The sequence below is a fragment of the Pseudomonas sp. TE3786 genome, assembly GCF_054057335.1.
This window is the reverse complement of sequence record NZ_JBSRZF010000013.1, coordinates 102,177-115,182: the sequence shown is the minus strand read 5'-3', so window position 1 is coordinate 115,182 and position 13,006 is coordinate 102,177. Positions and strand designations below refer to the sequence as shown.

General features: G+C 60.4%; 9 protein-coding genes and 1 pseudogene. 5 read left to right on the top strand and 5 right to left on the bottom strand.

The window, feature by feature from the left end; translation table 11 throughout:
- Positions 1-68: 68 nt before the first annotated feature.
- The 3 genes from ACVW0Y_RS15495 to ACVW0Y_RS15485 all read right to left on the bottom strand — a co-directional run bounded on the left by ACVW0Y_RS15495 (position 69) and on the right by ACVW0Y_RS15485 (position 3,283).
- Positions 69-1,403: an LLM class flavin-dependent oxidoreductase gene (locus ACVW0Y_RS15495; RefSeq protein ID WP_457439221.1), complete on the bottom strand. Its 1,335-nt coding sequence runs from the start codon at positions 1,401-1,403 to the stop codon at positions 69-71.
- A 102-nt stretch (positions 1,404-1,505) separates the two neighbouring features.
- Positions 1,506-2,177: a class II aldolase/adducin family protein gene (locus ACVW0Y_RS15490; RefSeq protein ID WP_457439219.1), complete on the bottom strand. Its 672-nt coding sequence runs from the start codon at positions 2,175-2,177 to the stop codon at positions 1,506-1,508.
- A gap of 47 nt (positions 2,178-2,224) precedes the next feature.
- The gene (locus ACVW0Y_RS15485) at positions 2,225-3,283 is read right to left on the bottom strand and encodes an ABC transporter substrate-binding protein (RefSeq protein ID WP_457439217.1); all 1,059 of its coding nucleotides are present in this window, start codon (positions 3,281-3,283) and stop codon (positions 2,225-2,227) included.
- A gap of 815 nt (positions 3,284-4,098) precedes the next feature.
- On the opposite strand from ACVW0Y_RS15485, the gene ACVW0Y_RS15480 reads away from it, so the two are divergent.
- The 3 genes and pseudogenes from ACVW0Y_RS15480 to ACVW0Y_RS15470 all read left to right on the top strand — a co-directional run bounded on the left by ACVW0Y_RS15480 (position 4,099) and on the right by ACVW0Y_RS15470 (position 9,023).
- Positions 4,099-6,408 carry a TonB-dependent receptor gene (locus ACVW0Y_RS15480; RefSeq protein WP_457439215.1) on the top strand — a complete coding sequence of 770 codons (2,310 nt, stop codon included), beginning with the start codon at positions 4,099-4,101 and terminating at the stop codon, positions 6,406-6,408.
- 27 nt (positions 6,409-6,435) lie between these two features.
- A complete protein-coding gene (locus ACVW0Y_RS15475; RefSeq protein ID WP_457439213.1) occupies positions 6,436-7,635 on the top strand; it encodes an LLM class flavin-dependent oxidoreductase in 1,200 nt (399 codons plus the stop codon).
- 247 nt (positions 7,636-7,882) lie between these two features.
- Positions 7,883-9,023: pseudogene (locus ACVW0Y_RS15470) on the top strand (sigma-54 interaction domain-containing protein).
- On the opposite strand, the gene ACVW0Y_RS15465 reads toward ACVW0Y_RS15470, so the two are convergent.
- A complete protein-coding gene (locus tag ACVW0Y_RS15465; protein ID WP_457439211.1) occupies positions 9,001-9,363 on the bottom strand; it encodes a DUF5064 family protein in 363 nt (120 codons plus the stop codon). The pseudogene ACVW0Y_RS15470 and the gene ACVW0Y_RS15465 overlap by 23 nt on opposite strands.
- Positions 9,364-9,620: 257 nt before the next feature.
- On the opposite strand from ACVW0Y_RS15465, the gene arcD reads away from it, so the two are divergent.
- Together arcD and ACVW0Y_RS15455 are read left to right on the top strand one after the other, a co-directional pair.
- On the top strand, positions 9,621-11,048 hold the full coding sequence (gene arcD, locus ACVW0Y_RS15460; protein ID WP_457439209.1) for an arginine-ornithine antiporter: 1,428 nt from the start codon (positions 9,621-9,623) through the stop codon (positions 11,046-11,048).
- 87 nt (positions 11,049-11,135) lie between these two features.
- Entirely contained in the window at positions 11,136-11,921 is a 786-nt protein-coding gene (locus tag ACVW0Y_RS15455) for a substrate-binding periplasmic protein (protein ID WP_457439207.1), read from the top strand.
- Between the two features lie 255 nt (positions 11,922-12,176).
- Here the strand turns inward: ACVW0Y_RS15455 and ACVW0Y_RS15450 are convergent, their stop codons facing one another.
- Complete coding sequence (locus tag ACVW0Y_RS15450) at positions 12,177-12,983, bottom strand: cyclase family protein (protein ID WP_457439206.1); 807 nt, start codon at positions 12,981-12,983, stop codon at positions 12,177-12,179.
- Positions 12,984-13,006 lie beyond the last annotated feature (23 nt).

Below are 13,006 nucleotides of genomic sequence, written 5' to 3'. Positions count from 1 at the left end.
GGCTGAAGCCGCTCCTACGCAGATGGTGCGATTCGTAGGAGCGGCTTCAGCCGCGATGCTTTTCGCCGTTATGCGGTCCGTGTATCCCGTGGGTTACCCGGGCGCTTCAGGCCAAGGTTTTCGCGGAAGGTTTTGCCTTCGTACTCGCGGCGGAAAATGCCGCGCCGTTGCAGTTCGGGCACTACCAGGCGGGTGAAGTCTTCGAAGCCTTGCGGCAGATACGGCGGTACCACGTTGAAACCGTCAGCGCCGCGTTCGACAAACCATTGTTCGATGGTGTCGGCCACGGTTTTCACCGAGCCAATGGCTTGCAGGTGCCCGCGGGAAACCCGGAAGCGCAGCACCAGTTGGCGAATGCTCAGGTTTTCCCGCCGGGCCAGGTCCAGCTGCTGCTGGAAGCGGCCTTTGCCGTTGGCATCGGCCTGGTACGGCAGGTCGGGCAGGGGGCCATCGACGTCGTAGGAGGACAGGTCGAAACCGCCAAACTGCACGTTGCTCACATCGACCAGTTGCTGCAGTTCGTTGAAGCGATCCTGGGCCTCCTGATCGGATTCGCCGACCACCACCGAGAGCCCCGGGGTGACCTTGAGCTGGTCTTCATCGCGGCCGTACTTGGCCATGCGCCCTTTGAGGTTGGCGTAATACGCCTTGGCGACCTCCAGCGACTGCGCCGAGGCGTAGGTCATCTCGGCTTCGCGGGCGGCAAACTCCAGCCCGGTTTCCGAGTTGCCCGCCTGCACAATCACCGGGTAACCCTGGATAGGGCGGGGGTAATCGAGCAGCCCTTCGCTGGTGAAGTATTTGCCGTGGTGGTTTACCGGGTGGCCGGAGCTTGGCTTGTAAAACGCGCCGTTCTGGCGATCGGGTTGATCGAAGGCGTCGTCATCCCAGCTGTCCCACAGCGCCTTGGTCACGGCAATAAATTCGGCCGCACGCTCGTAGCGTTCTTCATGGCTGCGCGCCTCGCTGATGCCGAAGTTTTTCGCCGCGTGATCGCCGAACGAGGACACCACGTTCCAGCCGGCGCGCCCGCCGCTGAGGTGGTCCAGTGAAGTGAATTTGCGTGCGACGTGATAGGGCGAGTCGTAGTTGGTGTTGACCGTTGCCACCAGGCCGATGTGCTCGGTGACGGCGGCAATCGCGGACAACAGGGTAAAGGGTTCGAACTGGTAGTTCTGCGGGCTGCGCCCGGTCTGTGCGCTGACCTCTCCCGAACGGCCGATAAAGTCGGCGACGAAAAAGGTATCGAATTTGGCGGCTTCCGCCAGCTTGGCGGCCTTTATCCACCACGCCAGGTTGGGCCGGCCATTGTCGGTTGAGCTGGGATGTCTCCAGGCCTCCGGGTGGTGGCCGAAGCGGTGCAGAAAGACGTTAAGGGCCAATTGGCGTTTTTTGCTGCTCACGGTGCGCTTCTCTATGGGCAAAAGCGGGGGCGTGATGCACGCCCCACAGGGTCGGGTACGCCGGGCGTCCCGGGGTTGTCAGCGAGGGGACGCCCGCCAGGCTTAACCGCTGAAGGCTTTGGATTTTTCCAGCAGGCCGGTGCGCTTCCACTGCAGTTCCAGACCGCCAGGGGTGTACACCTGGGCCCCGCCGATCTGCTCGGCAATGGCCTGGAAGCGCGCAGCCTCTTCCACGAACAGAATGGTTTCCGCGGTTTTGATAATCCCTTGGCCCCAGAAATTGGCGCCGCCGTTGGACTCCAGCAAGGCGGGTGGTGGTGCCAGTTCCGGGTGTTTGTCCAGGCGCTCGCTGATCACTTCCAGCGCGCTGCGGGTGCGTTCCAGGTGGTTGGGAATGCTGCGTGCCAGCAGGTGACGGGCCGCCGCCACATAGAGAATTGGGAAGTCTTTGTGGGCCAGGGACCAGGCGGACAGCCAGGCGGTGTGCACGTGAATAACGGTGTCGGCTTCCAGGCGCGGTTCATTGAGCAGCGAACCGCTGGCCTCGGCAAACGACGACACGCTGATTTTCGGCGCCTGGCTGCGTGCCAGCCCGCCAGGGAAACGAATACCCAGCAAGGTGTCGGTACCCGGCACACGGTGGGAGATATGGAAGGTCAGGCTGGCCGACAGCGTGCCGTTGGCGCGCAGGGTTTCGAACACATGCACGGCATCCGATTTGGCTTGTTCGATATAGGCGATCAGATCAACTTCGGTTTTTTCAAAAGCGCTCATGGGTGTTGCTCCAACAATAAAGGGTAAGAAAGGGCAGGGGGACGGCTTCAGGCTGCGGCGGCAGCCTTGGCTTTTTCCTCGGCAACCAGTTTTTGCGCCTGCTCCAGCGGGCCGCTGACAATCCAGTCGCTCACTTCGAAGTCGGCCTTCAGATAGCCCCAGTCGCGCAGGAAGTTCTTTTGCGTGTTCAGGCCGGCGATGTACTCGGGGCTCAGCTTGGGGGTGAAGGACAGGTGCACATCGGCACCGTGGGAACCGACCACTTCGGCGGCCGTGGCGTTGCTGTCTTCGGGTTGCAGCAGCTGCACCACTTCGTCGTGGTGGCTGGCGGCCCATTCAGCGGTGCGCAGCAGCACGGCGAGATAACGCACCACCACTTCCGGGTGCTGTTCGAGGAATTGGCGGTCGACGGTGATCGGCCGTGGCGTGCCGTTGTTGACGCGCAGCAGCGGGTCGGACAGCTCGTTGATATTGATCAGCTGGCGATAGCGCGCGTCCTGCGACAGGCGATAGCCGCGGGTGAAGCGCAGGAAGATGGCATCCACGGTGCCGGCATCCAGAGCAGTCACGGCGACGTCGGCGCGCTGTTCGCGGGTGGTGCTGCGCGGGCCGTCTTCGGTGTCGTAGCTGGGAGCTTCAAGGTCCACCAGGGTGACGTCGTCGGTGCTCAGCCCGGCCAACCCCAGCGCGGTGACATAACCGTGCTGGGCCGCGCCGCGCTGAAAGTCGATCACCGCGTTCTGATGCAGCGGCACACCCAGGCGCTTGCCCTTGAGGTCGGCGATATCACGGATATCGCTGTCGGCGCGGGTGAGGATGCCCTGGTATTCATCCAGCCAGGTGATACCGACCACCACGGTGTCCGAGCCGCTGCCTTTGGCCCAGATCGGCGGGATATTGCCGCCTTCGCGAAACAGGCCGGTTTGCTGGTGGTGATAGTGCGCATTGCGCACTGCCAGGCTGTGGGAATCGCGCAGCGAATGCAGCACGGTGTCTGCACCGGCGAATTCGTTTTGCAGCCAGTTTTTACGAATGGCCAGGGCCGAGGCGGTGGCTGCGCCGCAGCGGGTATAGAAGAGTTGGACTGGTGGTTTGTTAGTGCTCATGTCCGTTCCTTGAATAGCGGTGTGGTTATTCACGCCAATCCATAGAGCATGCTCCATGCCAGCTATTGGTAATGCTCGTTAAAAGGCGCAAAGAGCGCGTTGAATGTTATTGAGAAATACCAGGCAGGCATTGGCTAACTGCGCGATTTATAAGGGTTTGCTTGTTTGTGTTGGGCGAGTTTTGTTCTGCGGTGGCTGAGGGGTGTTAATTGGCTGGCCGGCTTTTATGTGAAAACTGCGGGTGTTTTCTTATGTTGCTGAAACAGCAATTGCTGTTAAAGGTGTTGCGAAAACAGCAGTGCATAAACAGCTAACTAAAATGCATTAGGCCGGCCCGGTGCCTGCTCTGTGGCCCCCGTGGTGCTTTGCTTTGCGCGGTTTTTTGCCTGGCGGGTGGCGGTTTGTTGGGCAAGCCTGCGCTCGGGTTTTAATTCTCTTCTGTTTATATCCGGCGAACGCTGCATTGTTTTTGCAGGGGCGTTTTAGTGCTGCGAAATCAGCAGTTCGACAGCAATTGTTGGTCGCGCAGCAGCACTGGCTGATTTAAATAGTGATAGTGCAAGTTTGCCGATTTAAATGAAGTGCACTGTTTATGCGGCTTTCAGCTGTTATTTAAAGGCGTGGCACAGTTTCTGCTATTTCAACTTGGATTTTTATAACTACATCCCCCGTATCCATAGTTGGCAGGAACATCAATGATGGCGCATTTAAAGAGACAAAGGAGTTCTGCAAAAGTCGCTTTGCCAGTACCGGAGTCAGCGAGTTATTTAAGGAAAGTGTTGGCTCAATCGGTTTCTCATGCGTGCGTCGTCGGGTTGACTGCGAGCCTGCTGGCCGGTGGCGTTCAGGCCGCGGAGGCGGAAAGCAAAGTGCTCGCGGCGGAGAAAGCCGAGAGCAGCGAAGACTCCAGCCAGGACGGGCTGTTGGACACCGTGGTGGTTACCGCGCAAAAACGCGAGGAAAAACTCAAGGATGTGCCCATCCCGATCACGGCCATTTCCGGCACGGCGATCCGCGATAAAAACATCGTCACCTCATCCGATGTGGAGCGCCTGGCACCCAACCTCTCCGGTCAGTCCAGCGGCAACACCGGTGGCCGTACCGGTAAGCCGCGCTGGTTCCTGCGGGGTATCGGTACCAATGATCCAAACGCCAACCAGGAAGGGCCGCTGTCGGTGTATGTCGACGAAGTGGTGGTCGGCCTGCAGGGCGATCAGAGCTTCCCGCTGTTCGACCTGGAGCGCGTTGAGGTGCTGCGCGGGCCGCAAGGCACGCTGTGGGGCAAGAACAATACCGGTGGTGCGCTGCACTTTATTTCGAAAAAACCGACCTTCGAAAACAGCGGTTACGCCCGTCTGGGGGCTGGCAGTTTTGGCAAACAGACCTTTGAAGCCGCCAGCGGCGGTGGTCTGGTGGATGAGAAGCTGGCCGGCCGTGCGGCGGTCTATTACGAGAAGGGCGATGGTTGGGCGCAGAACATCGTCACCGGTGACGACGGCCCGCAGTTGGAAGACTTCAACGGCCGCTTCCAGTTGCTGGCCAACTTCTCCGATCAGCTGGACGGTTTGCTCAACTTCAACGTGCGCAAATACCGCACCGGCAATATTCCCAGCTACGTGGTCGGTGCCACCAGCGTCAACAACGTGACCACGCCCAATCCCGGTGGTGCCATCAACCAGGGCGGCAAGAGCTATATCCCGCCCTACGGCGACGATCCGGATAACCGCAGCGACTTCTGGAACGGCGACAGCTCGGCGGAAAACACCCTGTATGCCGGCAGCTTCAAGCTGAACTGGTACGTCGGCGAAAACACCGTCACCTCGATTACCGCGTTGAACTACAGCGACGGTGACAGCGAGGCCAAGGCCGGCACACCGGCGGGCACCACCCTGGACCAGAACAGCACCCTGGGCGACACCTCATCGCACCAGTTCACCCAGGAACTGCGTTTGAGCTCTGCCCAGGATCAGGCGCTGACCTGGCTGGTCGGCGCTTACTACTACGACTTGCAGGCCGACAGTAAATCCAACGCCATTCGCTACAAGGTGGGTACCACCCAGGAGCAATACACCCAGAGTTCCTGGGATCAGGATGCCAAGAGCTTCGCCATCTTCGGGAATACCAAGTACCGCTTTACCGAAAAGGCCGCGCTTACCCTTGGCCTGCGCCAGACGTGGGAGTCCAAGGACATCACCGAAACCACCTTGACCGCCACCGACACCGCCGGCAACCAGAACATCGTTGTCGTGCAGCCAGGCGGCAGTCCGGATTCGGTGACCGGCAGCGGCGTGGTCGCGCCGGCACAACTGAGCAAAGACGCGGACTGGAACAAGACCACCTGGGATATCACCCCGGAGTACTTCATCACCCCGGATGTGATGGTGTATGGGCGGATCGCCAGCGGTTTCCGCTCCGGCGGTTTCAACCAGTCGATCGTGCGTGGCGACATCATTCAGACCGAACCGGAAACCCTGATCGACTACGAAGTGGGGGTGAAATCCACCTGGCTGGACGGGCGCCTGACGGCCAACGCCAACGCCTTCTACTACGACATCAAAGACCTGCAACTGAACATTCAGCAGCAGGTGCCGGGCACCACCATCACCAGTACCGCCGGCGCTTCGGATGGCAATGTGAAGGGCCTGGAGTTCGAAGTGGAAGCGCTGCCCACCGAGTTCTGGCGAGTGACCTCCAGCCTGGGGCTGCTGCGCACTGAATACACCAACTTCAAATACAACATCGGTGGCGTAGACCTGGATGCCAGCGGCAACGAGTTCTACCGCACCCCGGAAACCTCGTTCCGCCTGGACACCGATTACCGCATTCCGGTGGCGGCCCTGGGTGGCTCGGTGATTCTCGGCACCGACTGGTCCTACCGCAGCCACATCTACCACAACGCCACGGTGCAGAACGACAAGGTGCAGGAAACCCCTGGCTACTGGCTGGGTAATGCGCGGGTCAGCTATCAACCCAACGACAGAAAGTGGCAGGTCGCCGCCTTTGTAAACAACTGGACCGATGAGTCGGAGAAGGTGCTGTCGCAGATCGTTACCACGCGCGGCGTTTACCCCACCGGCTATATCGCGCCGCGCACCTTTGGCGTGCAGACCACCATCAACTTCTAACCTGAAAGGTTGCACGAGGGCATAGATATGAGCGTTGAATTTCTCTGGCGTATTCCCCATTCCGGCGACGGCAAACTGCACAAGGGCCGGCAGAGTTCCCGGGGTGAATGGGGGGCTGCGGCATCCCGTACTGGTGAGCGCACGCCATTGGCCCTGGCCGCCAGCTTCGGTGATGACGGTTACCACGGCCACAACTACGTGGACTACCTGGTGCAGGTGGCGCAGGCCGCCGACATCAACGGCTTTCGCAGCGTGCTGGTGCCCAGCTTCCGGCAAAGCGAAGACCCCTGGACGCTATCGGCTGCCTTGGCCCGGGAGACCCGTCACCTGCGTTTTCTGGTGGCGTTCCAGCCGGCGTTCTTTCAGCCGTCCTACCTGGCGCAGACCAGTGCCACCCTGCAGCGCATCAGCCATGGCCGCCTGGACCTCAACGTGATCACCGGCGGCAGTGGTGCCGACCAGCGTGCCTACGGTGATTTTCAGCCTCACGATTCGCGCTACGCCCGCACCGATGAGTTTCTCGACGCCTACAAAGGCTATTGGAAGGGTGCACCGTTCAACTATCAGGGCGAGCTGTACCGTTTCGAGGAAGGCGGCCTGCGCGCACCCTTGAAAGACGCGCCGCTGCCTGGGGTCTATTTTGCCGGCTCATCGGAACCGGCCCTGGCGGTGGCGGCCAAGCACTCGGACGTGTATCTGTCCTGGGCCGAGCCGTTGGCGGGGATTCGCGAAAAGATCCAGCGGGTACAGCACGAGGCCGACAAAATCGGCCGTGCTGAGCAGATTCGCTACGGCATGCGCATCGATATTTTTGCCCGGGAAACCGAAGAGCTGGCCCAAGCCGATCTGCGTCGTTACTTCGACGCCGTAACCAGTGATCCGGCCTTTATCGAACAACGTCGCGCCCGCCAGGGCGGCGAGTCGGAGTCGGTGGGGCGGCAGCGCCAGCAAGCGCTGTCGGCGGGCAATTCGAATAGCTTCGAGTCGTTGTTTATCGCCCCCAACCTGTGGGCGGGGGCGGCGTTTTCCGGCACCGGCCCGGTACCGCTGCTGGTCGGTAGCTACGCCCAGGTGGCAGAGCGCTTGGCCGAGTATGTGGAAATCGGCGTGACCAGCTTCATTCTCTCGGCCAAGCCCCATCTGGAAGAAGCTTACCGCGTGGGCGAGGAAGTGCTGCCGCTGGTGGACAGTGCGATCCTGCGGGTACGGGCGGAGCGGGCTGCTTAGCACCCGGGTGAGGTACTGGTCGGTGTGCTTTCAAGACTGTTGCGCAAGCAGCGAATTGCGCCTGCGCTGCTGCCTGCGCAACAGTTTTCAGCTCCCTTGCAGCCCAGTAGTGGCGAGGCTTTGCCGGGGTTTTGGGAAAATCGTCATATAGCTCTAAATGGAATATCTAAATCAGCATTGATGATTAATTGAACTTAAAAATTTACTGCAATATGCGGCCATCGCTGTCCGCATGGATGTGCCGCTGATGACTGTAATTACCCACCCTCATGCCCGCGAGCTGACCAAGTCCGTGCGTGCCAGTGTGCTGGTGTTCAAAGACCCGCGCTCCGAGGAACTGCTCACCCGCATCGAGCGCCTGGCGCCCAGTGAAGCCAATGCCTTGATCATTGGCGAAACCGGCACCGGCAAGGAGCTGGTGGCGCGCCATATTCACCAGCTGAGCAAGCGCGGCATGGCCCCCTTTGTTGCCGTCAACTGCGGTGCCTTCCCGGAGAATCTGGTGGATAGCGAGTTGTTCGGCCATGAAAAAGGCGCCTTTACCGGCGCGCGTACCGCCAAGGCCGGATGGTTTGAAGCGGCCAATGGCGGCACCTTGTTTCTCGATGAAATTGGCGACTTGCCGCTGAGCATGCAGGTGAAACTGCTGCGCGTGCTGCAGGAGCGCGAGGTGGTGCGCCTGGGCTCGCGCACTCCGGTGCCCATCGATGTGCGGGTGGTGGCCGCAACCAACGTCAACCTGGCCGATGCGGTGGTGGCCGGGCATTTTCGCGAAGACCTGTTTTACCGTCTGCATGTGGCCGCTATCCGCTTGCCGCCGCTGCGCGAGCGGCCAGGGGATATCCTGCCGCTGGCCGAGTTTTTCCTGGAAGAGCATTGCCAGCGGTTGGGCTACGAGCGCGCCGTATTGACCGCCGAGGCGGCGCAGAAGCTGCTACGACACAACTGGCCGGGCAATATTCGCGAGCTGGAAAACGCCATTCACCATGCCCTGCTGGTCTGTGGCCGGCAGTTGGTGGAACCCGAAGACCTGCACCTGGTGGAAATGCGCAGCGCCGGGGTGCGTCTCGACCAGCAGTTCCAAATGCAACGCAGCGCCACCGTGGCCGCTGCAGACGCCCAGCTGGAAAGCGCGCTGATGGCGTTGTTCGAACGCAACCACCGCGCGCTTTACGAGCATATTGAGGAAACGGTGTTTCGCAGCGCCTATACCTTCTGCCAAGGCAATCAACTGCGCACCGGCAGGTTACTGGGCATCAGCCGCAATGTGGTACGTGGCCGTCTGGAGAAAATCGGCGAGCTTGAGGCGAGTCGATAACCGCAATGCGCTGGGCCTGGTCGGTAACCAACCAGGCGCCGCTCACTTCACTCGAAATGCTCGAGATTGACCGAGTCGCCCGGCTTGATCGCCAGTTGTTCGCGCACGTCGGCGAACATCGCGTCGTAGTGTTTATGGACCGAGCCGATGGCACTCATGGCTTTGGGGACGCCGTATTTTTCGGCGATCTTGGTCACGTTGCTGGCGAAGTTGTGCGCTTCGTCTTTGGGCAGGAAGAAGGTTTCGCGCAGGTCTTTGCCCTGAATGCTGCCGTGCATGGTGAACAGCATGCCTTTGCCTTGTTTGGGGTCTTTCGTCACTTCGTAGTCGATATGCAGGTTGTAGCTGACATCGTTGGGGGTCAGTGCGTGCCGCTCGATATGCAAATGTCCGGGCGTGAATGTAGCCATGTCTTCTCTCCTGAGTAACCCGTTTAACCAGCGCCACCCACGTGGTCCGTCTGGGCTGGTCTGTTGGGGTTGAACGCTAGTTTTTTTCCCTGATTTGTAAAGCCCTGTGCGCCACCAGCCTGCACTTTTAAGCGGAATTTGTCAGTTCGCCAGGCAGGCTGGCGCTAGTTTTTTTCGATAACCGGCAGGGGTGCGCTATATATCCCTGTGCAAACGCTCTCGTGTCGAGGCTTATAGCAGTAAGGAGCTCCAGGTAAATGTCGCAACCGACGCAGAAGCTTCACTTGGGTGCCCTGATTGCATTGGTGGTGGGCTCGATGATTGGCGGTGGGATCTTCTCCTTGCCACAGAATATGGCCGAACGGGCGGATGCCGGCGCGGTACTGATCGGCTGGGCCATTACGGCAGTGGGCATGTTGACCCTGGCGTTGGTGTTCCAGACCCTGGCCAATCGCAAGCCGGAGCTGAACTCCGGGGTGTACGCCTACGCCAAGGCCGGTTTTGGTGACTATATGGGCTTCTCTTCGGCCTGGGGTTACTGGATCAGCGCCTGGCTGGGCAATGTCGGTTATTTCGTGCTGCTGTTCAGCACCCTGGGCTATTTCTTTCCGGTGTTTGGCCAGGGCAACACGCCGATTGCCATCGGCTGTGCCTCGCTGTTGCTGTGGTCGGTGCACTTTCTGGTGCTGCGCGGGATCAAGGAAGCGGCGTTGATCAACCAGCTGACCACGGTCGCCAAAGTGGTGCCGCTGCTTCTGTTTGTCGTGATCGCCGCGGTGGCCTTCGATGCCGGCATCTTTACCCGGGATATCTGGGGGCACAGCAACCCCAACTTCGGCAGCGTGATGGACCAGGTGCGCAACATGATGCTGGTGACGGTATTCGTGTTTATCGGCATCGAAGGTGCCAGTGTCTATTCGGCCAGAGCCGAGAAGCGCGCAGACGTGGGGCGTGCCACGGTGATCGGGTTTCTGGGCGTGCTGGCGCTGCTGGTGCTGGTCAACCTGTTGTCGTTGGGGATCATGAGTCAGCCGGAGCTGGCAGGCTTGCAGAACCCCTCGCTGGCGGTGGTGCTGGAACATATCGTCGGCCCCTGGGGGGCGCTGTTGATCAGCGTCGGCCTGGCCATTTCGCTGCTCGGCGCTTTGTTGTCCTGGGCGTTGCTGTGTGCGGAAATCCTCTTTGCCACCGCCAAGGACAACACCATGCCGGCCTTCCTGAGAAAGGAAAACGCCAACCATGTGCCGGTCAATGCGCTGTGGCTGACCAACGGGATGATTCAGCTGTTTCTGCTGATCACCCTGTTTTCCGCCGGCACCTATACCAGCCTGATCTACCTGGCCTCGTCGATGATTCTGGTGCCGTATCTGTGGTCAGCGGCTTACGCATTCCTGCTTAGCCAGCGGGGCGAAACCTACGAGCTGGCCCGCAGCGAGCGGGGCAAGGATCTGCTGATCAGCGCCATCGCCCTGACGTATGCGGTCTGGCTGTTGTATGCCGGCGGGGTGAAGTACCTGCTGCTCTCGGCCCTGCTCTACGCCCCCGGGGTGTTGCTGTTTGCCAAGGCCAAGCGCGAACAGGGCGAGCCGCTGTTTACCACTATCGAAAAGGGCATCTTTGTTTGCGTGTTGCTCGGTGCGGGCGCGGCGGCCTACGGTTTGTACAGTGGGCTACTGTCGTTATAAGCCCGGGCTTGAGCCATCGGCGAGGGTTGCCCTGAGCGTCGGCGGCTTTCAGGGTCTACCCTTGATCTGGCTGGTATGCGCCGCGCCATGGTTGAACCACCCACCGAGCATCCCATAGAACACGTGAAGCTTTCGACGATCACTGCCGCGTTGTTTTGCCTGCTGTTTGGCACCCTTGTGAAGGCCGAGCCGTATCAGGTCGTGACCGAAGAGTGGGCACCTTACAACTACCTGGAAAACCAGCAGCTCACCGGCATGGCCACGGATATCGTGCGGGCCATCATGGCCCTCACCGGCGATGACTTCGAGGTGCTGGTATTACCCAGCATGCGCGCCACCCTGGCGCTGCAGAACCGGCCCAAAACCATCATGTATTCTCTGTTCCGCACCCGGCAGCGCGAGCCGTTGTACAAGTGGGTGGGGCCGATAGTGGAGGAGTCCATCTTCCCCTACCAGTTGGCGCAGGGGCGGCCGCCGGTGTATTCCATGGAGCAGCTGCAGCGTGTGGCGAAGATCACCACCCGGCATGCCGGTCTGGTCCCCGAGCGGATGCTCGCGTTGGGCTTCAGCAACCTCGACAGAAGTGCCAACCAAAGCCGCCAGCTGTATCGCATGCTGCTGGCCGGGCGCACCGATGTGATTGTTGGCGACACCCCAGCCGGGGTGGAGTACTACAGCCGCGAGCTGAATATTGCCCCTGGCGTGCTGCGGCAGATTCCCGTCGAGATTCATCGCTCGGCGCTGTATATCGCCTTTAGCCGCGACAGTGACGATACCCTCGTCGCCGCCTGGGCCAGCGCCCTGGAACAGCTGCGCCAATCCGGCGAGTTGCAGCGTATTCGCCAACGCTACGAGCGCCCCGCCGTACAGTGAACTGCACGGCTCAATCGCGCAGCAACCAAGCCCATGGCTCGACGCTGCTCGGGTGGATGAAGAGCGCGGTTTGGGCGATGGAGGTTTACGCAGCAAGCTTTGCCGGACGGCTGTTGCCTGAGGTGGGGAGCGGCGTTGTGCGGGTAGTTCCCCGGTGACCGCAGGGCTGTAGCTCGTTAAAAAAACATCGCGGCTGAAGTGCCTACACCACCATCGGTAGGCGCTTCAGCCGCGCTTGGCGGCTACCGCCAAGCCTCACGGCAAAATCGCAAACACCCGCGCCGGAAAGCCGCTGCCTTTTTCGATTTTGGGAAAGCTCACCACCGCCAATGCGCCGGCCTCTGGCAGCTGATCCAGATTGGTCAGCAGCTCGATCTGGTAATGGTTTTTGCTGAGGATGTACGACTCCAGCGAGTAGTCGTCTTTGCTGGTGGCAATGCCCGGATCGGTATCGGTGGTTTCATGGCCAGAGGCGGTGATCTTGCGTTCCTCGTACAAATACACCAGCACCTCTTTGCTCCAGCCCGGGTAGTGGGCCACGCCCTGGGCATCCTGGTTCTGGATCTTGTCCTGGCTCGGCCAGCGTTTTGACCAGTCGCTGCGCAGGGCTACAAAGGCACCTGCGGGAATGCTGCCATGGCGTTTTTCCCAGGCCTTCACATCGGCCAGGGTGACGGTGTAGTCAGGGTTCTTTTCCACCTGGCTATGGATATCCAGCACCACCAGCGGCAGCAGCTGCTCCTTCACCGGAATCTGGTCCACGGTGCGCAGGCCGGCATGGAAGTGGGCGGGTGGATCGACATGGGTGCCCCACTGGCCCACGTGGGAGTAAAGGTCGACCTGAAAGCCGTCTTTCTCGATGGTATAGAGGGTTTTACGCTGGGCCGGCTCGAAACCTTTCCAGTGCGGAATCTGCTCGTTGTAACTGTGGGTCAGGTCCACCCACTGTTTCGCTTTCAACGAGTCGTACACCTTCCACAGGCCGGGTTCGGCAGCACTGGCAGTAGCGGTGTAAAGCGGCAATAAAACGGTGGCGGCAATGGCCAGGGTGCGCAATGACATCTGTTCCTCTCCTTGGTAGCGTT